At 70.2% G+C, this 20,832-nt stretch carries 21 protein-coding genes; 11 read left to right on the plus strand and 10 right to left on the minus strand.

Annotated elements, in window-relative coordinates; genetic code table 11:
• Positions 1 to 71: 71 nt before the first annotated feature.
• Positions 72 to 1,901 carry a BCCT family transporter gene (locus ACZZ9K_RS16895; RefSeq protein WP_463444652.1) on the minus strand — a complete coding sequence of 610 codons (1,830 nt, stop codon included), beginning with the start codon at positions 1,899 to 1,901 and terminating at the stop codon, positions 72 to 74.
• A gap of 351 nt (positions 1,902 to 2,252) precedes the next feature.
• On the opposite strand from ACZZ9K_RS16895, the gene ACZZ9K_RS16900 reads away from it, so the two are divergent.
• Genes ACZZ9K_RS16900 through ACZZ9K_RS16915 form a run of 4 tightly spaced genes read left to right on the plus strand, consistent with a single transcriptional unit; the run spans position 2,253 to position 7,944 of the window.
• Positions 2,253 to 3,524, plus strand: a complete 1,272-nt coding sequence (locus ACZZ9K_RS16900) for an ABC transporter substrate-binding protein (protein ID WP_463444653.1) — start codon at positions 2,253 to 2,255, stop codon at positions 3,522 to 3,524.
• A gap of 25 nt (positions 3,525 to 3,549) precedes the next feature.
• On the plus strand, positions 3,550 to 4,506 hold the full coding sequence (locus ACZZ9K_RS16905; protein ID WP_071246778.1) for a carbohydrate ABC transporter permease: 957 nt from the start codon (positions 3,550 to 3,552) through the stop codon (positions 4,504 to 4,506).
• The gene (locus ACZZ9K_RS16910; RefSeq protein ID WP_111024510.1) at positions 4,503 to 5,414 is read left to right on the plus strand and encodes a carbohydrate ABC transporter permease; all 912 of its coding nucleotides are present in this window, start codon (positions 4,503 to 4,505) and stop codon (positions 5,412 to 5,414) included. The genes ACZZ9K_RS16905 and ACZZ9K_RS16910 overlap by 4 nt, the downstream gene beginning before the upstream one ends.
• 10 nt (positions 5,415 to 5,424) lie before the next feature.
• On the plus strand, positions 5,425 to 7,944 hold the full coding sequence (locus ACZZ9K_RS16915) for a glycoside hydrolase family 31 protein (protein ID WP_463444654.1): 2,520 nt from the start codon (positions 5,425 to 5,427) through the stop codon (positions 7,942 to 7,944).
• Positions 7,945 to 8,013: 69 nt separating this feature from the next.
• Here the strand turns inward: ACZZ9K_RS16915 and ACZZ9K_RS16920 are convergent, their stop codons facing one another.
• The 4 genes from ACZZ9K_RS16920 to ACZZ9K_RS16935 form a co-directional block, all read right to left on the minus strand.
• On the minus strand, positions 8,014 to 9,060 hold the full coding sequence (locus ACZZ9K_RS16920; RefSeq protein ID WP_301597920.1) for a LacI family DNA-binding transcriptional regulator: 1,047 nt from the start codon (positions 9,058 to 9,060) through the stop codon (positions 8,014 to 8,016).
• A gap of 68 nt (positions 9,061 to 9,128) precedes the next feature.
• Complete coding sequence (locus ACZZ9K_RS16925) at positions 9,129 to 9,842, minus strand: GAF and ANTAR domain-containing protein (RefSeq protein WP_463444655.1); 714 nt, start codon at positions 9,840 to 9,842, stop codon at positions 9,129 to 9,131.
• Positions 9,839 to 10,552 (minus strand): GAF and ANTAR domain-containing protein, encoded by a 714-nt coding sequence (locus tag ACZZ9K_RS16930; protein WP_463444656.1) that lies wholly within the window; start codon positions 10,550 to 10,552, stop codon positions 9,839 to 9,841. The genes ACZZ9K_RS16925 and ACZZ9K_RS16930 overlap by 4 nt, the downstream gene beginning before the upstream one ends.
• Positions 10,545 to 11,333 (minus strand): helix-turn-helix domain-containing protein, encoded by a 789-nt coding sequence (locus ACZZ9K_RS16935; RefSeq protein ID WP_463444657.1) that lies wholly within the window; start codon positions 11,331 to 11,333, stop codon positions 10,545 to 10,547. Before ACZZ9K_RS16935 ends, ACZZ9K_RS16930 begins: the two co-directional genes overlap by 8 nt.
• A gap of 183 nt (positions 11,334 to 11,516) precedes the next feature.
• Between ACZZ9K_RS16935 and ACZZ9K_RS16940 the strand changes: the two genes are divergently transcribed.
• From ACZZ9K_RS16940 to ACZZ9K_RS16955, 4 genes are all read left to right on the plus strand, one after another.
• Positions 11,517 to 11,849, plus strand: a complete 333-nt coding sequence (locus ACZZ9K_RS16940) for a hypothetical protein (RefSeq protein WP_214520753.1) — start codon at positions 11,517 to 11,519, stop codon at positions 11,847 to 11,849.
• Complete coding sequence (locus ACZZ9K_RS16945) at positions 11,843 to 12,886, plus strand: helix-turn-helix domain-containing protein (protein ID WP_463444658.1); 1,044 nt, start codon at positions 11,843 to 11,845, stop codon at positions 12,884 to 12,886. The genes ACZZ9K_RS16940 and ACZZ9K_RS16945 overlap by 7 nt, the downstream gene beginning before the upstream one ends.
• 134 nt (positions 12,887 to 13,020) lie before the next feature.
• The gene (locus ACZZ9K_RS16950) at positions 13,021 to 14,130 is read left to right on the plus strand and encodes a fatty acid desaturase family protein (RefSeq protein WP_111235189.1); all 1,110 of its coding nucleotides are present in this window, start codon (positions 13,021 to 13,023) and stop codon (positions 14,128 to 14,130) included.
• Between the two features lie 4 nt (positions 14,131 to 14,134).
• Positions 14,135 to 14,356: a cold-shock protein gene (locus ACZZ9K_RS16955; protein WP_463444659.1), complete on the plus strand. Its 222-nt coding sequence runs from the start codon at positions 14,135 to 14,137 to the stop codon at positions 14,354 to 14,356.
• Positions 14,357 to 14,618: 262 nt separating this feature from the next.
• Here ACZZ9K_RS16955 and ACZZ9K_RS16960 read toward each other — a convergent pair whose 3' ends face one another.
• The 5 genes from ACZZ9K_RS16960 to ACZZ9K_RS16980 form a co-directional block, all read right to left on the minus strand.
• Entirely contained in the window at positions 14,619 to 15,122 is a 504-nt protein-coding gene (locus ACZZ9K_RS16960) for a hypothetical protein (RefSeq protein WP_463444660.1), read from the minus strand.
• A gap of 241 nt (positions 15,123 to 15,363) precedes the next feature.
• A complete protein-coding gene (locus ACZZ9K_RS16965; RefSeq protein ID WP_463444661.1) occupies positions 15,364 to 15,873 on the minus strand; it encodes a hypothetical protein in 510 nt (169 codons plus the stop codon).
• A complete protein-coding gene (locus ACZZ9K_RS16970; protein ID WP_463444662.1) occupies positions 15,870 to 17,627 on the minus strand; it encodes a hypothetical protein in 1,758 nt (585 codons plus the stop codon). The genes ACZZ9K_RS16965 and ACZZ9K_RS16970 overlap by 4 nt, the downstream gene beginning before the upstream one ends.
• The gene (locus ACZZ9K_RS16975; RefSeq protein WP_463444663.1) at positions 17,627 to 17,911 is read right to left on the minus strand and encodes a hypothetical protein; all 285 of its coding nucleotides are present in this window, start codon (positions 17,909 to 17,911) and stop codon (positions 17,627 to 17,629) included. Before ACZZ9K_RS16975 ends, ACZZ9K_RS16970 begins: the two co-directional genes overlap by 1 nt.
• Before the next feature lie 215 nt (positions 17,912 to 18,126).
• Positions 18,127 to 18,810, minus strand: a complete 684-nt coding sequence (locus tag ACZZ9K_RS16980; protein ID WP_110865654.1) for a hypothetical protein — start codon at positions 18,808 to 18,810, stop codon at positions 18,127 to 18,129.
• A 198-nt stretch (positions 18,811 to 19,008) separates the two neighbouring features.
• Between ACZZ9K_RS16980 and ACZZ9K_RS16985 the strand changes: the two genes are divergently transcribed.
• Genes ACZZ9K_RS16985 through ACZZ9K_RS16995 form a run of 3 tightly spaced genes read left to right on the plus strand, consistent with a single transcriptional unit; the run spans position 19,009 to position 20,830 of the window.
• Entirely contained in the window at positions 19,009 to 19,524 is a 516-nt protein-coding gene (locus ACZZ9K_RS16985; protein ID WP_463444664.1) for a GNAT family N-acetyltransferase, read from the plus strand.
• Positions 19,521 to 20,183, plus strand: coding sequence for an HAD-IA family hydrolase (locus tag ACZZ9K_RS16990; RefSeq protein ID WP_463444665.1), 663 nt, complete (start codon positions 19,521 to 19,523; stop codon positions 20,181 to 20,183). Before ACZZ9K_RS16985 ends, ACZZ9K_RS16990 begins: the two co-directional genes overlap by 4 nt.
• Positions 20,180 to 20,830, plus strand: coding sequence for an HAD family hydrolase (locus ACZZ9K_RS16995; RefSeq protein WP_463444666.1), 651 nt, complete (start codon positions 20,180 to 20,182; stop codon positions 20,828 to 20,830). The genes ACZZ9K_RS16990 and ACZZ9K_RS16995 overlap by 4 nt, the downstream gene beginning before the upstream one ends.
• Positions 20,831 to 20,832: the final 2 nt, after the last annotated feature.

The following is a 20,832-nucleotide window of genomic DNA, read 5'->3' on the forward strand; positions in this document are numbered from 1 at the left end:
CGACGGACGGGAGGCACGGTGCCAGCTGGCACCGTGCCTCCCGTCCGTCAGGTGGTCGCGTCGACCGCCCGTCAGCGCTCGGGCTGCTCCGTCGCGTGCCCGTCGGCCGACGCCGGACGTGCGTCGAGGCTCGGGTCGACCGCCGGGTCCGCCGAGATCGACGACGGCCGCACGGGGAAGTCCTCGAGCGCACCGGCCTCCACCGTCGGGGACGTGGTTCCGCGACCGCCGCGGACGCGGTTCTTCACCGCGGCCCACGGACGGCCGAGCCCGGACCGCGCCGGACGCTCGGTCGGTGCCTCGACCTCGAGGCCGTAGTAGGCGCCGACGTGCTCGAGCAGGACCTCGCGCTCGGCCTTGTCGTACGCACGGCGCTCGCGGGTGAAGGCGATGATCGTCGACCAACAGGTGAGCAGCAGGACGATGCTGAACGGCAGCGCGGTCGTGATCGCCGCCGTCTTCAGCGCGTTCAGTCCACCGCTGAGCAGCAGGGCGACGGCGAGCAGCGCAGCGACACCGGCGAAGAAGACCCGCAGCCAGTTCTTCGGCTCGATGTCACCGCCCGACGCGATCATCGCCATCACGAGCGACCCGGAGTCCGACGAGGTCACGAAGAACACGCCGATCAGCAGGATCGCGCCGTAGGTCAGGACCATGCCGGCGGGGAGGTCACCGAGGACCGCGAACAGCGACCCCTCGATGTCGACCGAGCCGTCCGAGCCGATCAGGCCGCCCGAACCGTCGGTCTGGCGGTGGATCGCGGTGCCGCCCAGGACGGCGAACCACAGGAACGTGAGCGCGGTCGGCACCAGCAGGACGCCGAACACGAACTGTCGGACGGTGCGGCCCTTGGAGATGCGGGCGATGAAGACACCGACGAACGGCGCCCACGACATCCACCAGCCCCAGTAGAAGGTGGTCCAGGCGCCCTGCCAGGCCTCGCCCTCGGCGCCCTGCTGGGCGGTGACGTTGAACGACAGGCCGACGATGTTCTGCAGGTAGGAGCCGATCGACTGCACGAAGTCGCGGAGCAGGAACTGCGTCGGGCCGACGATGAGCACGAAGAGCAGTAGCGCAGCGGCGAGCAGCAGGTTGAAGTTCGACAGGATCTTCATGCCCTTGGTCACGCCGGTGACGAGCGAGACGATCGTGACGGCGGTGATCACCGCGATGATGGCGATCTGGCTGACGATGCTGCTGTCGGCGATGCCGGCGCTCTCGAGCCCGGCGCCGATCTGGATGACGCCGAGGCCGAGCGAGGTCGCGACGCCGAAGAGCGTGCCGACCAGGGCGATCACGTCGATCAGGTTGCCCCAGCCGCCGCGCACGCGGTTGCCGAGCAGCGGTTCGAGGGCCCAGCGGATCGACACCGGACGACCCCGGCGGTGGATCGCGTACGCCAGGGCCAGGCCGAGGACGACGTAGATCGCCCACGCGTGCAGGCCCCAGTGCAGGAACGTCTGGGTCAGTGCCTGCTGCGCGAGCTCCTTCTCGGTGCCGGTGACGCCGGGGCGCGGGGAAGCGAAGTGGCTGAGGGGCTCGGAGACCCCGTAGAAGACGAGGCCGATGCCCATGCCGGCGGCGAAGAGCAGTGCGAACCACGAACCGGTCGAGAACTCGGGCTCGTCCTGGTCCTTGCCGAGCTTGATGTCACCGAAGCGGCTGAAGCCGACGAACAGCGAGAAGCCGACGAAGAACGCGGCGATCAGCACGTAGTACCAGCTGAAGTTCTTGACGATGCCGTCCTGCAGACCGAGGAACAGCGCCTCGGCGGTGGAGGGGGAGATCAGGGTGAAGGCCACGAACCCCAGCACGATGACGGCGGCGGGCCAGAACACCCACCGCCGCAACTGCGGCGTCGTGGTCACGGGTCCGGGCAGGGGAGGAGTGGTGCTTGCCATCTCTCCATGGTGCCTGCTCGCGATCCTGTGTGTTCGCCCAGGCGTGTCGTGAGGGTGCCGGGGCGTGCCCGGTGCGAGGTTCCACGCTCCGTGCGGCGCTGCGGTCGCGCACGGAGTGCGCAACCTCGCACCAGGCGGCGGCGTGCGGCAGCGGACGCGCTGCGCGGCGGCCGGGAGGCGCGGGGCGGGCTGGCACCGTGCCTCCCGTCCGTGGGGCGCACCGACCACCGCCACATGCGATTACAACGTTGACGTACGCTTTACAGCGCTGTAAACAGGAGCCTGCGCGACGATGCGCAACGAGGGAGAGACCCGATGGTGGGAAGCAGGACCGCAACACTCCAGGCGGCGGTGAGCCGGCGGGGGTTCCTCGCGGGCGCGGCCGGTGGCATCGCACTCGGCACGATGGCGCTCGCCGGGTGCGCGACCCCGGGGCGTGCCGCCGGTGGTGCCACGACGCTCCGCTTCTACGAGCAGAAGCAGGAGGTCATCGCGTACTTCGACAAGCTGCTGCGGAGGTTTGAGGGGGAGCACACCGGCATGTCGGTCGTGCACGACAGCACGGCGGCCATCGCCCCGCAGTTCGTCCGCGGCGAACCGGCGGACGTCGGGTGCTTCAACGACAACCTCGAGCTCGCCCGGTACATCTCGCGCGGCGTGCTCAGTGACCTCAGCGACCTGCCGTCGGCAGCGCGGGTCCGACCCGACATCGACACCCTGACGAACCAGTACGCGAAGTTCGAGGACCGCACGAGCGTGCTGCCGTACTCGCTCGCGGCGGCCGGGGTGATCTACAACAAGCGGATCTTCGCCGAGCACGACCTGCCGGTCCCGACGACGTGGGACGAGTTCGTCGAGGTCTGCCGGGCGCTGCAGAAGGCCGGCATCACGCCGATCTACGCCACCGACCGGGACACCTGGACGCTCTGGCAGGGCCTGTTCGACTACTCGGTGGGCAGCCTCGTCGACACCGGCTCGTTCTTCCGCAAGATGAAGGCCCTCGGCGCCGACGTCGGCCCCGACTCCGAGGTGTCGTTCGAGAAGGACTTCGCGGTGCCGATGGAGCGCGCGAAGACCATCTCGTCGTTCTTCAACCGCGACCACGCCACCCGGGCCTACGCCGACGGCAACCTGGCGTTCGGCAAGGGCGAGGCCGCGATGTACCTGCAGGGCCCGTGGGCGCTCGGGCAGATCGCGCTGATCGACGACGAGCTGCCCGTCGGCACCTTCGCCCTGCCGGTGTCGAACGACCCGGCCGACCGCAAGGCCCGGGTCAACATCGACCTCGGGCTCTGGATCCCCACGGCGTCCGAGCACCCGGAGCAGGCGAAGGAGCTCGTCGAGTTCCTCATGCAGCCCGACGTCATCGACGCCTACAACCGCGACAACCTGGCGTACTCGCCCCGCATCGACGCACCACCGCAGCAGGACGAGCGCCTCGCCGGCCTGCAGCAGTACGTCGACGACGCCGCGTTCTACCAGGGCGCCGGCACCTTCATCCCCACGTCGATCCCGCTCGGCAACTACCTGCAGTCGGCGATCCGGAGCGGGGACTTCACCTCGATGCTGCAGCGGCTCGACTCGGACTGGCGGCGGCTCGCCGGCCGTTCCGCGACGGTCTGAGCCGGACCAGGACACAGGAGTCACCATGACCATGCAGACCCCGCTCTCCCGCGACACCGACCCGGCAACGTCCGGACCGGCGACTGCGGCGTCCCGTACGCACCGGCGTGTGGGTTCCCTCCACCGGACGGAGGGCATGTACTACCTGTTCCTCGTGCCGGCCCTCGTGCTGTTCACGGCGTTCGTCGTCGCCCCCGCCTGCGTCGGCGTCTTCTACAGCTTCACCGACTACCTGGGGTTCGGGCAGTGGGACTTCATCGGCGTCGAGAACTACAGGGCGCTCGTCTCCGACCCGGCGATCCTGGCGTCGTACGGCTTCACGCTCGGCTTCGCGGCCGTCACCGTCGTCGTCACGCAGGTCGTGGCGCTGTCCCTGGCGATCGCGCTGGCGAAGAAGATCCGGTTCGCCGCCGGGTTGCGGTCGGTGTTCGTCATCCCGATGGTGATCTCGGGGATCATCGTCGCCTACGTGTTCAACTTCCTGTTCTCGAACACCGTGCCGGCCCTGGCCACGAGCGTCGGTTTCGGCCCGCTCGAGCAGAGCATCCTCGGCGACCCGAACCTCGCCTGGCTCGCGATCGTGATCGTGTCCGCCTGGCAGACCGTCCCCGGCGCGCTCCTCATCTACACGGCGGGCCTGACGTCCATCCCCGAGGAGCTGTACGAGGCCAGTGCGCTCGACGGTGCGACCGGCTGGAAGCAGCTCCGCTCGATCACGCTCCCGCTGCTCGGCGGCTTCATCGTCATCAACACCGTGCTCGGCGTGAAGGGCTACCTCGGCGCCTACGACGTGATCGTCGGTCTGACCAACGGCGGCCCCGGCAGCGCGACGAGCAGCGTCGCGATGACCATCTTCGGCGGCTTCACCGGCGGCGACTACGCCTACCAGATGGCGAACGCGACCGTGTTCTTCATCATCACCGTCCTCATCTCCGTGCTGCAGCTCGCGGCGACCCGCGGAAGGAACCTGCGACTCGCATGACCGCCATCGACACACGACCCCCGACCGACACCCGCGCCGTGACCACCGGCGGCGGCGGTCGCTCTGGCCGCGGCCACCGCCGACGACTGGGCGGCACGAACTGGACGCTGACCGTGGTCCTCGGACTCGCGTCGCTGACCGTGCTCATCCCGCTGTACGTGACGCTCTCGATGGCGTTCAAGACCACCGAGCAGTCCGTCGACGGCAACGCGCTCTCGCTGCCGTTCCCGTTCAACCCCGGCTCGTTCGCCGAGGCCTGGCAGCTGACCCGGTTCCCGGTGTCCTTCTCGGTGTCCCTGGGCGTCGCGGCGCTCACCGTCGTCGCGACGCTGCTGCTCAGCTCGTTCGCCTCGTACGCGATCGTCCGGAACTGGCACAAGCGGTTCTTCCGGTACTCGTTCGTCTACCTGCTCGCGGCGATGTTCCTGCCGTTCCCGGTGGTGGCGCTGCCGCAGATCAAGCTGACCGCCGAGATCGGCCTCGACAACCCGATCGGCGTCGGGATCCTGCACGCCATGTTCCAACTGTCGTTCAGCGTGCTGCTCTACTCGGCGTACCTGCGGTCGATCCCGGTCGAACTCGAGGAGAGCGCCCGCATCGACGGGGCGTCCACGTGGCAGATCTTCTGGCGGATCATCCTGCCGCTCCTCGGCCCGATGAACGCGACGGTCGGCATCTTCGCGTTCCTGGCATCGTGGAACGACTTCATGATGCCGTCGCTCATCACGGCGGATCCGGGGTTGCAGACCCTGCCCGTGGTGCAGAACATCTTCCAGAGTCAGTTCGGCACCAACTACAACGTCGCCTTCGCTTCGTACCTGATGGCGATGGCGCCCACGATCATCGTCTACCTGTTCGCGCAGCGCTGGGTCATCAGCGGCGTGACGCAGGGCGCGGTCAAGAGCTGAGAGGCACCTCGTGAGCAGCAGCAGCACCACCGGCACGGGCACCACGGGCACCACGGGCACCACGGGCGCGGTCCTCCCCACCATCCGTCCGTTCCCGGGTTCGGACCCCGTCGCCGACCCCGCAGCCGTCGTCACCGGCGACCACTGGCGCATCACCGTGCTCGACGCCGGGGCGTTCCGCATCGAGTGGAGCGACGACGGCGGGTTCGAGGACCGGGCGTCGACCTTCGCGATGCGCCGCCGCCTGCCCGTGCCGACGTTCACCGTGGAGCGGACGGCCGCGGCCGACGGCACCGGCACCGGCACCGCCGCCGGCGTCGTCGTCACCACCGACCGCGCCCGCCTGCGCTACGACGGCCGCCCCTTCAGCCCGAGCGGCCTGGTGGTCGAGACCACCGGCCCGGACGCCAACCGCTGGCGCTGGGGGCAGGAGCCGCGCGACCTCGGCGGCACCGGCCGGACCCTCGACGACGTCGACGGCCGGATGCCGCTCGAACCGGGGATCCTGGCCCGCGACGGCATCACCGCGCTCGACGACAGCGAGTCGTTCCTGTTCGCCGACGACGGCTGGATCGGCACGCGGGTCCCCGGGCGCCGCGACGTCACGGTCTTCGCGTACGGCCGCGACTACGACGCTGCGCTCCGCACCTACCACGCCGTCTCCGGGCCGCCGTCGCGGATGCCGCGGTGGGCACTCGGCAACTGGTGGAGCCGGTACCACCCGTACAGCGACACCTCGTACCTCGAGCTGCTGGACCGCTTCGCCGACGAACACCTGCCGTTCTCGGTCGCCGTCATCGACATGGACTGGCACCGGGTGGACTCCGTCCCGCCGCGCTTCGGCAACGGCTGGACGGGGTACTCGTGGGAGCCGTCGCTCTTCCCGGACCCCGAAGCCTTCCTCGCAGAGCTCCACCGCCGGGGGATGCGCACGACGCTGAACCTGCACCCGGCCGACGGCGTGCGGGCGTTCGAGGACGCCTACGCCGCGGTGGCGCGGGCGATGGGCGTCGACCCGGAGACCGAGCAGCCGATCGCGTTCGACCCGACGGACCGGCGGTTCCTGCAGGCCTACTTCGAACAGCTGCACCGCCCGCTCGAGGAGCAGGGCGTCGACTTCTGGTGGATCGACTGGCAGCAGGGTCGTGAGACCGGGCTGCCCGGGGTCGACCCGCTGTGGCTGCTCAACCACTTCCACCTGCTCGACTCAGCGCGACACGCGGCATCGGGTGACGCCGACGCAAGGCCTGACGGCGGCGCGGACACGGCTCCAGACGACGACGCAACAGCAGACCCCGTCGACGGCATGACCTTCTCGCGCTACGCCGGCCCCGGCAGCCACCGGTACGCCGTCGGGTTCTCCGGTGATGCCGTCGTGTCGTGGGCGTCCCTGGCGTTCCAGCCCGAGTTCACCGCCACCGCCGCGAACATCGGCTACCCCTGGTGGAGCCACGACATCGGTGGCCACACCCGCGGCGTCCGCGACGACGAGCTCGCCACCCGCTGGGTGCAGTTCGGGGTGTTCTCGCCGATCATGCGCCTGCACTCCGCGAACAACCCGTTCATCCGCAAGGAGCCGTGGGCGTTCCCCGCCGAGGCCCGAGCCGCGATGGGCGAGGCGCTCCGTTTCCGTCACCGCCTGGTGCCGTACCTGCACACCATGAACCACGGCACCGCCGAGGGCACCGCACTGGTCCGGCCGCTCTACCACCTGGAGCCGCGCCGCGACGAGGCGTACCGGGTGCCGAACACCTACGCGTTCGGCTCGGAGCTGCTCGTCGCGCCGATCGTGGCGCCGCGCGACCCGGTCAGCCGGCACGGGGTCGCCCGGGCCTGGCTGCCGCCCGGCACCTGGACCGACGTCTTCACCGGCACGGTGTACGCAGGCGACCGGTTCGTGGACCTGCACCGCACGCTCGACACGGTGCCGGTCCTGCTGCGCGCCGGTGGGATCCTGCCGCTCGCGGCGGCCGACCAGCTCGACGCCACCGTCAACCCGACGGCGTTCGAGGTCCTCGTCGCGCCGGGTGCGCCCGGCGAGTTCACCCTGGTCGAGGACCACGAGGGCGAGGGCAGCCGCACCGCCCGGACCCGCCTGACCTGGGACCCAGCGCACGCCGCGTTCCGGGTGCACGCCACCACCGGCGCCCTCGACGTCGTTCCCGCCCACCGCGACTGGCGGATCACGTTCCTCGCTGCGCCGGCCGACGGGCAACCGACGTCGGCACGTGCGGCCGACCGGTTCTCGGTCGACCTGTCCGTCGACTCGGCGTCGGGCGGATCGGTCACGCTGGTCGGCGCTCCGGTCGTCGGCGTCGACGCGCGGGAGGCCGCGCGGCGGGTCCTCGAGGGCGCGCAGGCCGGCAACCCGGAGAAGCTCGAGGCGTGGGAGGTCGTCGCGAAGGACCTGCCGCGTGCGGACCGCATCGTCGAGCTCGGCACCGTCGGGCTGCCCGACGCCCTGCGGGACGTCGTCGTCGAGCTGCTCGGCAGCGTGCACCCGGGGGAGTCGGCTCCCGCAGGCCGCTGACGGCAGTCGACGGGGGAAAGGCGGACGGGAGGCGCGTGGCGGCACCGCCACGGGCCTCCCGTCCGCCGTTCACGCGCGCTGGTGCGCCGCCCGGTCGGACGTGCCGTCCGCGTACGGCGCGCTCTCGCCGACGAGCAGGCGGTGGCCGACCGTGACCAACCGGCCGGGCACGTCGGAGCCGTCCATCCGCTCGACCAGCAGGTCGAGCGCGGTGTCGGCGAGGGCCACCGTGTCGGGTGCGACGGAGGTCAGGCTCGGCACCAGGCTCGACCCGAGTCCGACCGCATCCCACCCGACGACGGCGACGTCACCGGGGGCGTCCAGGCCGCGCAGGCGCATCGCCCGGAGCGCCCCGAGCGCGGCCAGGTCGTCGCGGCAGAGCAGACCGTCCACGCGGAGTCCGGCGTCGAGCGCAGCGCCGAAGGCGACCTCGGCACCGGCGGCGTCACCGACCTCGCGGGGGACCAGCAACGCATCGTCGAGCGGCAGGCCCGCGGCGACGAGTCCGGCGCGGTAGCCGTCCAGACGCAGTCCGGACGTGCGCGACGACGGGCCGGTTTCGTGCCCGAAGAACCCGATGCGGCGGCAGCCGAGTGCGACGAGGTGCGCGACGGCCTCGGTGGCGGCCCCGGCGTTGTCGATGACGACCTGGTCGGCGTGCGGGGGCCGGACGTCCTCGCCGAGGAACACCACGGCGGTGTCCCCGCGGATCCGGTCGATGGCCTCGGGTGTGAGCACCTGCGGGTGGATCACGACCCCGTCGACCACACCGGCCTCACGTCCCCGCACCGCTGAGCGTTCACCGTCGGGGTCGCCGCCGGTCTCCTCGAGCAGGAGCTGGTAGCCGCGGTCGGCGCACACCCGCGAGAACACGTGGGCGAGTTCGGCGAAGTACGGACGCCGCAGGTCGGGGAAGGCGAAGGCGAGCATGTTCGAGCGTCCGGTCGCCAGGGACCGGCCCGAGACGTTCGGGCGGTAGCCCAGCTCGTCGATCGCGGCCTGCACCCGGCTGCGCATCGGGTCGCTGACGTGCTGGTAGCCGCGGACGACGTTGGACACGGTCTTCATCGAGACGCCGGCGTGCGCGGCGACGTCCTGCAGCGTGACCTTGCCCATCCGCTCACCGTAGCGGGCGGGACTCGCTGGACGCGTCGGACCGGCCGGGCCGTGCTCGCTCGTGGTCGTCAGGGGACGAGTCGGCGCTGCACGATCGCGCGGGCGACCTCGGAGAGCGGCTCGTGGTGCTCGAGCGCGTACCCGCGGATCACCGCGAAGGCGTCCTCGATCGAGACGCCGCGCAGGTACGACACGACGCCCTTGGCCTGCTCGATGACCTCGCGTGATCCGATGGTCCGCTGCAGCTGCGCGCGGACGACCTCGTGCTCGCGCAGGGATCGTTCGTGCAGGATGCCGATCGTCGCCACGTCGGCCAGTGCCCGGGCGACGCGCAGGTCCGACTCCGCGAGGGCACCGACGCCGGCACCGAACAGGTTGAGCGTGCCGATGACGTTGCTCCCCAGCCGGAGCGGGACGGCGTGCACCGACCGGAACCCGAGTTCGAGTGCTCCCGTGCGGAACATCGCCCACTCCGCCGGAGCCATCTCGATGTCCGGGCACGTCACGACCCGTCCGGTCGCGAACGAGGTCATGCAGGGGCCGGCCTCGGCATCGAGTTGCAGCACCTCGACGAGCCGGGTCGCCTCGGAGGTGGAGGCCACGACCTCGAGCTCCTGGTCGTCGTTCGCAAGCAGGATGCCCGCGGCGTCGATGCCGAGCACGTCGGCGCACGTCTCGACCAGGGTCTGCAGCAGTTCCACGACGTCGTAGGCGTCCACCAGTGTGTCGGTGAGCGACGTGAACGTCTCGAGGATCCGGGCTTCTCGGCCTGCCGTCGTCACTGGACCTCCTCGATCAGGTCGCCTCGCTTCTCGAACCGGACCGTGCCGTCGAGGATCTCCTCCGCCACGCGCCGCATCGTCGTCCGACGGGCGAATGCGTGGCCCTGCAGCAGCAGGTAGGCGTCCTCGGGGCTGATGTCGAGCTGCGCGAGCACGACCCCGGTGGCCTGGTGCACCACGCGCCGCGACGACGGGCTCCGATCGAGCAGGGCGTCGTCCTCGTCCGCGATGGAGCGGAGTGCCCGGCGCAGGACCCGGCGGCTGACGGCCGAGGCGAGGGTCATCGCCTGCCGCACGGTGTCGTCCTCGATCGTCGCGGGCTCCGTCACGTACACGTCGATCGCGCCGAGCGGGAACGGCCCGAAGGCGACCGGGAACGCGAAGACCGCGCCGACGGGTTCGCTCCGGACGGCATCGTTGAAGGCGGGCCACGCGGCGTTCGGACGCTGCACGAGATCCGTCTCCAGCACAGGGGCATCGGTCGCGAGCGCGGTCCAGCACGGTCCCTCGGACAGGTCGAGCTGGATCTCGTCGATCCGGGTGGCGACCTCGTCGGTCGCGGAAACGGTCTCGCTCGGGCACAGCTCACCGAAGGTCGAGATCGAGACACCGCCCATCGGCAGTGCGAGCGCGAACGGCCGACTGAGTTCGTCGTCGGCGATCTCTGCCGACCGGAGCGCACGGAGTGCACGCTCGAATGCGTCATCCATGGGCGCCTTCCCTGCCGTCTCTCGATCCTACGCGCTGGTCGGTGTCGGACGATCCGGACGGCGCAGGCAGGTTCGGCGGTGGGCCGGCGCGCCAGGCCGGCAGCTCTGCGGGCGGGTACGACCCCTGCTCGTCCTGCACCCGGAGCATCGCATCGAGCGCGACGAGGCTCACACCCGGGGTCTCACGCACCGCCGTCCGCACCGCGTTGCCGAGCAGGAACGCCATCAGGTCCTCGCTGCCCCCATCCGGTCGGTAATCGCGCCACGGACCGGCCCCCGCGCGTTGCAGGGCACCGGCGAGCACCGCCTTCGCGTCGTCGACATCGACCTCGCAGTCGAGCACCAGGCGGAAGCGTCGCTGGCTCCGGTCCGACAGGCTCGGTGCGCCGTCCTCGTCGTCCTCGGGCACGAAGGACCGCAGCGCCGACGACGGTGCGATGCCGTACGCCGCGCGGAACGCCGCAGCCATCCGGCCCGCGTTGCTGAACTGCCAGCGCTCGGCGATCTCCGCGATGGTCCGGCGGTCCGGCGCACCGGACGCTGCCTGCAGGTCGCGACGGACCCCCTCGAGGCGCACGGCGCGCAGGAAGGTTCCCGGGGACTGCCCGATCTCGGCCTGGAACCGCTTCTGCAGGCTCCGCGGCGACAGCTGCACGGCCGCGGCGACGTCGGCGACGGTGATGTGCGTCGCCGCCCGCTCGTGGACGAACCGCATCGCATCCCGGACCGCACGCGAGAGTCGGGGCGGGCCGTCCTGGGTCGCGCTGCTCCCGTCGCTCATGTGCCGACCGTACGGGACCCGCCGACGGCGCGCTCCCAGGGCTCCGATCGAGGCCGCGGAGGGTCCACCTTGCGCGGTACGAAGTCAACCCCTGACATGACTGGAATCGTCCTGTCGATACTGAAAGTGTCTCGTGCATCGCGGTCGAAGCGATGCGCCACATCGAACCGACAGGGAGGCGCGATGGGACACGCACAGGGAACCTCGAGCACGGTGACCGACTCGGCCGTCTGGCAGCAGGTCGTCCACACAGACCGGATCCGTGCGCTCGCCGCGACGGACCCGACGGACATCCGCGTCCAGCCGGTCGACTCCGGCTGCTGGCGGGTCGTCGACGCTGCGGCCGCCTGGGGGGACCCGGACATGCTCCTCGGCTTCATCGAGCGCACGGTGGAGGGTTTCGACTGCACGCTCATGGCGGCGCTGCACGAGCAGGACCGGCGCGCGAGCATGCAGGATGCCCGTGCCTGGTTCGAGCGCCGCTGCGGACAGCACGTCGACGAGGCACCGTGCTGACCGCGGTTCACGGGACCGACGCCGCCCGGACCGTCACCGCGAGGATCGACGCGCAGCGACGCCGCACCGAACGATCCGGTACCGACCGGACCTTCGCCGCACGCGTGCTCGCCCAGGCCGGGCACGGTCGTGACGTGCGCTTCGACGTCGACGACGACGCCTTCCGGCTGCCGTTCCGGTTCCGCTACCGGACCCGCCGCGACGGTTGCGTGAGCCTCGTCACAGCGTCGACGACCTCCGGCTTCTCCGGGGTCTTCGAGCCCGTCGACCGCATCGTCGTCGGGTGGTCGAGCACCGGCGGTGTCCACATCGCCGTCGAGGACGGCGTCGTCCTCGAGACCCGCCCGGGCACGCCCGTCCTGATGCCGACGTCCGGGGAGTTCTCGGTGCGCGCCCCGAAGGGCACGGTGCAGCTCGTGAGCATCGACCGGGCGCTCCTCGACCAGGTGTGCTCGTCGCTGGGAGCCGCAGCGCCGGCGCTGCCGGCCCTGGGAGCCGAGCCCGCCGTCGCGGCGCTCGAACACCTGCGCCGGTGCGTCGAGCAGGTGGCGGTCACGGCGACGCGCGACGGGTTCACCTCGGGCACCCGGAACGCCGCGCAGGTCGCGCTGGTCGAAGCCGTGCTCGGAGCCTTCGGCGTCCGGACGGCCGCCGTCCTCCGCCGTGCGGCGATGCCGTCGACGGTCGAGCTGGCCGAGGCCTACCTCGACGGACACTGCGATCAGGTGCTCTGCCTCGCCGACATCTGCGACGCCGTGGGCGTGAGTCCGCGGACCCTGCAGACGGCGTTCATGCGGGAGCACGGTGTCTCGCCGATGACGTTCCTGCTGCGGATGCGGCTCGACCGGGTGCACGCCGCGCTGGAGTCCGGCAGCCGGCACGAGACCAGCGTCAGCGAGGCCGCGATGGCCTGGGGCTTCCGGCACCTGGGGCGGTTCTCGGGCACGTACTTCCGCCGGTTCGGGGAGTATCCGGGGCAGACTTTGCGTGCATCGTCCGGCCGGTGCGCAGACGGTCCGGAGCGTCACGCCGGCTGAGTTCGTGCACCGCGCAACGTGTTCCGGACACCACGGTGAACACGCAAGTTCGGCCCCTAGGGTCGCCGCAAGCGCAATCGCGTGAACTCCCTCGAACCGGTTGAAGGACCGATCCGTACCGGAAGGCGGTCCACATGACCACCACTCCGCTCGCTCCGGGTTACACCCGCACTCGTCCCGCTACGGGGGCCCGCAAGGGCACCTCGACCTACTCCGCGCTCCTGGCGCAGGTGAAGGAGAACGGCCTCCTGCGCCGTCGTACCGGTTTCTACTGGGCACTGTTCGGCGCACTCGTCGGCAGCCTCGCCCTCGCCTGGGTCGCGTTCGCGTTCCTCGGCGACTCGTGGTTCCAGCTCATCGTGGCCGGCGCGCTGGGCGTGCTGTTCACACAGTTCGCGTTCCTGTCGCACGAAGCCGCCCACCGCCAGGTGTTCGAGTCCCAGAAGTGGAACGACCGCGCGGGCCGCTGGCTCGGCACGTTCCTTGTGGGCCTCAGCTACTCGTGGTGGATGAACAAGCACACGCGCCACCACGGCAACCCCAACACCGTCGGCAAGGACCCCGACATCGCCCCCGACGGCATCCGGTTCCTGCCGGAGGACGCCGCCGCCGTCAAGGGCGGCGCGATGAAGACCTTCATGCGCTTCCAGGGGTGGCTCTTCTTCCCCCTCCTCACGCTCGAGGGCCTGAACCTGCACCGCTACGCAGTGATGTCGATCGTCACCGGCAACGGCACCAAGGCCGACAAGAAGCACCGCCTCATCGAGGGCGCCCTGCTGGTGGCGCGTTTCGCGATCTACCTGACGGTTGTGTTCTGGTTCCTGCCGTTCGGGATGGCGTGTGCGTTCCTCGGCGTGCAGCTGGCCGTGTTCGGCGTGATGATGGGCGCCTCGTTCGCCCCGAACCACAAGGGCATGCCGACCATCGCGCACGACGCCAAGGTCGACTTCTTCTCCCGTCAGGTGCGCACCTCGCGCAACATCCGTGGCGGCTGGTGGGTGTCGTTCCTGATGGGTGGGCTGAACTACCAGGTCGAGCACCACCTGTTCCCGTCGATGCCGCGGCCGGCGCTGAAGCAGGCCCGCCTGCTCGTCCGTGACCACTGCGACACCCTCGACGTGCCCTACACCGAGACCACGCTGCTGCGTTCCTACGGCATCGTCGTCCGGTACCTCAACCGCGTCGGCCTCGCCGCCCGCGACCCCTTCGCGTGCCCGATGGTCGCGCAGCTGCGCATCCACTGACGCCATGCTGACCGCCATGCCGACGGGCACCGTCAAGTGGTTCGACCACAGCAAGGGGTACGGCTTCATCCACCCCGACGACGGGTCCCAAGACCTGTTCGCACACTTCTCCAGCATCGTCGCGGCGACCGGCTCCCGGCCGCTCGCCCAGGACGACCACGTCCAGTACGAGATCGGACCAGGCAAGAAGGGCCCGCAGGCGGACAACATCTCGATCATCCACTGATCGGCACCACCACGAGCAACGCCCCGACCGTTCCGGTCGGGGCGTTGCTCGTCGCTGCGGGAGTGGCCGCGGTCGACGGAGTCTCGCCCTGCCGGACAGCTAGCGGGTCCCGGCATCCGCAACGTGTCCGCGGAACCGAGTCTCGGCAGGGGCTCCGGCCCTGCGCACCACGAGCTCGGGCCGTGATCTCGCGCCGAACGACAGCCCACGCCCGGTGAACCACGCAAGGTGTCGCTCAGCCCGAAACGAGGCGGGCGTTCACTCAGTCGTCGTGCAACGAACCCGGGAAACACTGCGAGAACGACGACAACCGGACCTTCTTGGCGTCGTTGTAGATCGTGATGAGGTACTGGTCGTCGTTCGTCCCGGTGAGCGTCAGTCGCTTCGCGCCCCTGCCGGTCGTGTCAGTGGCGGCCGTGTACCCGTCGTCCCGGACAGCGGCGGTGATCGCGTCGTAGGTCTCATCGACGTCAACTGGGCGCGCCAGGGTGATGGCGGCGCCGCCCGCTGCCGAGACAGCGGTGTCCGAGCAGGCCAGCAGCGTCCAGTCGATCGTGCGGCTGCTGGCGACCGCGTCGTCCGGGATCGCACCGATCAGCCGGTCCTGGACCCCCGTCGTGCGACGTTCAGCAGTTGTCCGGGACACCGAGGCGCGTGCGCCCGGCTCGTGTTGTTCCTTGCCCGATGGTCCTCCAGCGCAGGCAGTGATGGACAGTGCGAACGTCGTCACGAGACCCGCGACGAACCAAGCGGAGCGGGTGGTCACTCGAAGATCTCCTCGGCGAGTTGGTCGAGGGCGGCACGATTGCCCTCGATGCGTGCGACCTTGTCCGTCTCGTCCATGGTCTTGGGCCGTGGTTCAGCGACCAACGACAGCTCACGCCCCTCGGACCCCGTGAGGTGTTGCTCACGCCCGGAACGCGCTGGGCGTTCACTTGCCCGGATCACCGCAGGCCTCGTCGAGACCTGCGGTCCCGGCACCACGGTCCTCCAGCGCATCGGTGTGCTCAACGGTCGGACAAGGAACCCCGATAGCAGGGCGAGAACGAGGCGATCCGGACGGTCAGCGACTCGTTGTCGACAGTGACCAGGTATCGCTCGCCGGTGCCGCGGCTGAGCGCGAGCCGTTCGAGGCCCTTGCCGGTCCGGTCTGTCTCGACAGTGAACGAGGGGTCCGTTGAGAACTCGGACCGGATCTTGCCGTACGCGGGATCCACTGCTTCTGACTTCGTCAGCCGCAGGGTGATGCCGCCGGCAGACTGCACCTCTGAGTCAGAACATGCGAGCAGCACCCACTTCCGAGTCATCTCAGACGAAAGCTTCTCGGCGTTGAACGTGTCGGCGATCTTTCGTTGCACGGCACCCGTGCGCTCCTCGGCAGCAGCGCGGGTCTCCGCTTGATCGGAACCCGATGATGTCGTCGGTGATGCCGGCATGGGTTGCCCTCCGGTGCATGCGGTCAGTGCGAGGGCGATGATCGCCCCGATGGCGGATGAGATGGCCGGGTGTTTTGTCACGGGAAGATCTCCTCCACGAGGTCGTCGAGGACGTCCTGGTTTCCTTCGATCCGAGCAACCTTGTTGTGCTGGTCCATGAGGTACCCGAAATCGTACGGGTTCACGTCCTCGGGCGGCGGCCCGTAGTACTCGCCGTGGCCGAACGCCGGGTTCCGGCGAGGATTGTTCCCGTCCCACACCCCGCCCGTCGCTTGCCCGACCTGCAGGATGTCGACGTAGGAGTAGTCCGTGTAGGTGGTCTGTCGGTTGGGCTGCCACGTCTCCGGCATACCGGCTCCGGAAAGCGACGCGACCTGGTCGTACTGTGCACCGAGGGTCTCCGAGGTCGTGATGTTCGCCAGGCCCCAGCTGTGCCCGATCGCCGTCGTCTGCGCGTCCGTCAGGTTGGGGTCCACGTCGAGCCCTGCCGACAACTGCCGGAGTCGTTCTGCGGGAGCGAGAGCGAAGTCGGGGTCGTTGGCTTCCGCGACCCCAGCGGCGCCGGCTGTCTCCTCGCCAGGGAAGACGCCGTCCTTCGCGACGAAGACGACCGTGTCGTCGGGGGAGTACCCCTGGAGGTATTCGGGCACCTGTTGCACGCTGCCGTTGTAGAAGGACTCGACGTTGCTGAAGGTCCCCGGCACGTACGTGATCACGTGCTCCGTGTCCGGCGACGGCGTGCCGATCATCTCGATGATCCGATGGTCCTCCGGGTCGTACAGGTACAGCTGGGTCTTCGGCGGCTCGGCCGTGACCCGGAGCAGGTACTTCTCCTCGAGCGCCAGCCGGTCGATCTCGTCCTTGGTCGACTTGTCGGTCCGACCGGAGAGCGCCTCGGACCAGGCGAGAGCCAGTCGGAGCGCCTGGAGCCGAGACTGCACGGCCGAGAGGCGGTTCCCCGCGAGGTTCTTGTTCGCCGCGACGCGCGCCGCGGGCGGGAGGCCGTTCAGTCCGCCGAGCACCGACGGCACTGCTGCGATGAGTGCCTGCTGCTCGGGGGACAGGGTTCCGTCGTCGCCGTTCCCGAGCGACTGCCACCACGCACGCGCCGCGCCGGGGTCGGCCTGCTGGATGGTCTCGACGACTTCGGGGTGGGCCTTCAGGAACGCTGCTGCTTCGTCAGCGCTCATGCTCTGGAGCAGGGCGAGCAGCGTCAACGGGGTCGCACTCGCGATGTCGGACCCACTCAGCTTCTGGGGAAGTCCGTTCGCCTGACGGGCCGAGAGCGCGTCGATGCACCGCCGGTCGGCCGCACGACGCTGCTCGACGAGGGCGTCCCACTCCATGTCGAGGGACCGGGTCGTCGCGACTGCGTGGGACAGCTGGTCGTCGGCCCGGTTCGCGGTGGACTGCAGTCCAGCGCCCGCCTCGGGGGTCGTGGTGGCGTCCTTCGCAGCCGAGCGTGCTGCGTCGCGAGCCGTTTCGGACGCAGTCTGGGCGGACGCGAGAGCCGTTGCGGCCGAAGCCCGGGCGGTCTCGAGCCGCTGTTGCTCCTGCTGCACCGCCTCGAGGTCCATCGCGTACCGCTCCAGAGCGGACGCCTGCTCGACGAGCGCAGCCCGGAGCATCATCGTGTCCGCGCTGAAATCGCCGATGTTCGACAGGAACGGTTCCTTCGCGCGTCCCTTCCAGTCGGCGCTCTGGCCGTCGCTCGCGATGTCACGCAGGGTCCGCTCGACGTCCTGCAGGTCATCAGCCTTCGTGCGTCGCGCAGTCGCCAGCGTCGCGAGGGCGGCGGTGTCGCCAGCTCCGGGGTCGGTGGTCGTCCAGGACATCAGCGACCGCCAGACCGGCCCGCGAGGTCGTCCTCGACCGCGGAGATCTTCGTTGCCACGTCGCGCGGGTACTGCCCGATGGCGCTGAGGGACTGCGCGAGCACTTCGGCACGGTCGGTGATGGCGGTGCCGGCCGTCCCCAGTGCGTCTGCGACCTCGGCCGACCCGAGTGCGTCCTCTCGCGGATCGCTGAAGGCCCGGTCGAGCCGGACCGCCTGCGGTACCGGCGTCAAGGCGTTCGTCAGCGCATCGAGCGTCGTCTCGTCGACCTGCAGATCCCCCATCGGTGACCCCTCCCGTGGCCTGCAACGACCCTAGCAGCGGTCGCCACCGCACGCGGTGGGGCTGTGGAAGCGCCGACGAGACGGACTGGAGGCGCGGTGCGGTCTGGCACCGCGCCTCCAGTCCGTCGTTCCTCACGTCCACCGCAGCCGACGCAAAAACGTCGGCCCGGACCGCGCTGGTGCGTGGTCCGGGCCGACTGTGGTGGTGCGGGGTGTTACTTGATCTGCGCGGTGATGGTGGCGGTGCCGACGAGCAGGCCGCGCTTGACGGCGTCGGTGCCGAAGGTCTTGTTCAGCAGGCCGGCGGCGTCTTCGCTGATGTGGACGGTGGTGCCGGTGAGGATGGCGTTGTCGCCCTCGAGCTGGAGGGGCTTGAGGGAGCCGCCGTGCAGCTCGAACAGGAACGCGTTGGCCGCGGCGACCTTGCCGTTGACGAGGACGTCGCCGTAGAGCTTGGACGAGCCCGGGTTCACGACGAAGTTCTCCAGCGTGACGGTGGTGTCGCCGGCCTTCAGGGTCAGACCCGAGTCGTCGTGGTTCAGCAGGCCCTGCACGTACGGGCGGTAGTTGCCGTCGGGGGACCAGTAGGTGACCGACCCGGCGGTGATCGGGAACGACACCGACCCGTCAGCCAGGGTCGCATCGCCCGAGACGCCGGGGGTGAGCTTCAGGGCGGTGAGGGCGTCGGTGAAGCCGGAGTCGAGCTTCACGGCGGTGGAGCCACCGAGGACCTCGGGGACCGAGGCGACGGGTGCGGGGATCTTCGACTCGGACGACGAGGACACCGTGTGCACGTTCGGGGTCGCGGCCTGGGCGGAGGAGATCCCGAACGCGGCACCGCCGAGGACGAGGGCGCCGGTCGTGGCGAGGGTGATGGAGGTCTTGAGGCTCTTACGCATCGTGATCAGTCCTTTGCTGTTGTCGCGCTCGGCGCGGCTGCTGTGTGCGCGCCGAACACACCCTTGGTGGGGTGGAGAACCAGCGATGTGCGGCTGGTGAGCGCTCCGGGTGTTTCCCGGTCGTTGCAGGTGATTCGGCGTCGTCCGCCAGTCGGATTGGAACGACTTCTCCGGGCCTGTCGCCCCTAGGCTCGGGGCATGCGGGGAACGACGATCCGACCGACCACGGAGGACGACTGGGAGTCCGTGCGGGCACTGCGGCTCGAGATGCTCCGGGACACCCCGAAGGCGTACGGGGAGCGACTCGCCGACGCGGAGCGCATGCAGGAGCGTGACTGGCGCCGACGCGGCCGCCGTGAGCACGACGTCGGCGGGACCACCCTCGCCGCCATCGACGCCGACGGCCAGTGGGTCGGGACGATGGGGGTGTTCGTGCCCGGCCCCCGGGTCGGGCCGCTCCTCGTCGGCGTCTACGTCGCACCGTCGCACCGTGGTCGTCCCGCCGGTATCGCCGATGCGCTGCTCGACGAGATCGAGGTGTGGGCGGCTGCACACGGATCGGCACTGCGGCTGCACGTGCACGAGGGGAACACCCGTGCACAGGCCTTCTACGCTCGACGTGGCTACGAGCCGACGGGGGCGACCGAGGCGTACGTCCTCGATCCGAGCGAACTCGAGATCGAGATGATCCGGCAGCTGCGGGGATCGCTGTGAGCGGCGGGACGGCCGGGGCTGCCGGGCCCGTCGTGCGGTGGCTGCTGTCCGACGTGGGCGGCGTCCTCGAGCTCGTCGACGACGCCGTCTGGCCCGGACGCTTCCGGGCGCGGTGGGCCGAGCGTCTCGGGATGACGACGGACGACTTCTCCGCTCGCCTCGTCGCGGCCGACCTGCCCGACGCCTCCCGTCAGACCGGCGTCGTCGACCGCTACTGGGGTGCGATCGGGACAGCGCTCGAACTCGGGGCCGATCAGCTCGCCGTGATGCGGGCCGACTTCTGGGATGCGTACTGCGGAACCCTGAACCAGCCGTTGTACGACTTCCTCGCCGGACTCCGCGGCACGATCGGCCTGGCGATCCTGTCGAACTCGGGCGACGGCGCTCGAGAGGAAGAGGAGCGGCGCTTCCGGTTCTCGGCGGTGTTCGACCCGATCTGCTACTCCCACGAGATCGGCGTGAACAAGCCCGAACCAGGGGCGTTCCGCATCACCCTCGAGCGCCTCGGGGCGGATCCGGACGAGGTGTTCTTCGTGGACGACGTGCCCGAGAACATCGAGGCCGCACGTGCGCTCGGCATCGGGGCGCACCTGCACGTCGACACCGACGAGACGATCCGGGTGCTCGGTGCGGTCGTGCGGGGGAGCGGCCGGGCATGACCGTCGGCATCGTGTTCTTCGACATCGACGGAACCCTCGTCGGCCCCGGTTCCAGCAGCAGCTTCCTGGCCGCTCGGTTCGGACACCAGGACGCGCTCGACGAGGCCGAAGCCCGCTACGCCGCCGGCGCCCTCACCAATCAACAGGTGAGCGAGGTCGACGCGCTGGCGTGGCGTGGGACGACCACGGCGACGATCGACCGGTGGCTCGACGACCTCCCGGTGTTGCACGGAACCGAGACCGTCGTCGCGTGGTGCCGCGCCCACGGCGTCGAACCCGTACTGGCGTCGCTCGCGTGGCAGCCCGTGACCCGTTCCCTCGCGCGGCGGTTCGGGTTCGTCCCGAACGGCGGGCCCCGCGTGGGGGAGCACCGCGGCATCCACGACGGCACCGTCGCCGAGCACTTCGACGAGTTCGACAAACGGGACCGGGCGCTCGCGCTCGCTCGCGACCTCAGTGTGCCGATCGAACACTGCTGCGCCATCGGCGACAGCCGCTCGGACATCCCGCTCTTCCAGGCGCTCCCCAGTGCGTTGGCGCTCAACGCGGGTCCGGCGGCACGTGCGGCCGCGAGTGACGCGATCGACGCGGACGACCTCTCGCGCATTATTCCCTGGCTCGACCGCTGGCTCCGGGAACTCGCCTGATC

Source organism: Curtobacterium sp. AC268, assembly GCF_979258745.1.

What these genes read in the sequence shown, in the direction of transcription:
- ACZZ9K_RS16940 (WP_214520753.1), top strand. Translation starts at nt 11,517, where the DNA reads ATGGGACACGCACAGGGAACCTCGAGCACGGTGACCGACTCGGCCGTC.
- ACZZ9K_RS16995 (WP_463444666.1), top strand. Translation starts at nt 20,180, where the DNA reads ATGACCGTCGGCATCGTGTTCTTCGACATCGACGGAACCCTCGTCGGC.
- ACZZ9K_RS16950 (WP_111235189.1), top strand. Translation starts at nt 13,021, where the DNA reads ATGACCACCACTCCGCTCGCTCCGGGTTACACCCGCACTCGTCCCGCT.
- ACZZ9K_RS16975 (WP_463444663.1), bottom strand. Translation starts at nt 17,911, where the DNA reads ATGGGGGATCTGCAGGTCGACGAGACGACGCTCGATGCGCTGACGAAC.
- ACZZ9K_RS16935 (WP_463444657.1), bottom strand. Translation starts at nt 11,333, where the DNA reads ATGAGCGACGGGAGCAGCGCGACCCAGGACGGCCCGCCCCGACTCTCG.
- ACZZ9K_RS16920 (WP_301597920.1), bottom strand. Translation starts at nt 9,060, where the DNA reads ATGGGCAAGGTCACGCTGCAGGACGTCGCCGCGCACGCCGGCGTCTCG.
- ACZZ9K_RS16930 (WP_463444656.1), bottom strand. Translation starts at nt 10,552, where the DNA reads ATGGATGACGCATTCGAGCGTGCACTCCGTGCGCTCCGGTCGGCAGAG.
- ACZZ9K_RS16955 (WP_463444659.1), top strand. Translation starts at nt 14,135, where the DNA reads ATGCTGACCGCCATGCCGACGGGCACCGTCAAGTGGTTCGACCACAGC.
- ACZZ9K_RS16905 (WP_071246778.1), top strand. Translation starts at nt 3,550, where the DNA reads ATGACCATGCAGACCCCGCTCTCCCGCGACACCGACCCGGCAACGTCC.
- ACZZ9K_RS16895 (WP_463444652.1), bottom strand. Translation starts at nt 1,901, where the DNA reads ATGGCAAGCACCACTCCTCCCCTGCCCGGACCCGTGACCACGACGCCG.
- ACZZ9K_RS16985 (WP_463444664.1), top strand. Translation starts at nt 19,009, where the DNA reads ATGCGGGGAACGACGATCCGACCGACCACGGAGGACGACTGGGAGTCC.
- ACZZ9K_RS16970 (WP_463444662.1), bottom strand. Translation starts at nt 17,627, where the DNA reads ATGTCCTGGACGACCACCGACCCCGGAGCTGGCGACACCGCCGCCCTC.
- ACZZ9K_RS16980 (WP_110865654.1), bottom strand. Translation starts at nt 18,810, where the DNA reads ATGCGTAAGAGCCTCAAGACCTCCATCACCCTCGCCACGACCGGCGCC.
- ACZZ9K_RS16910 (WP_111024510.1), top strand. Translation starts at nt 4,503, where the DNA reads ATGACCGCCATCGACACACGACCCCCGACCGACACCCGCGCCGTGACC.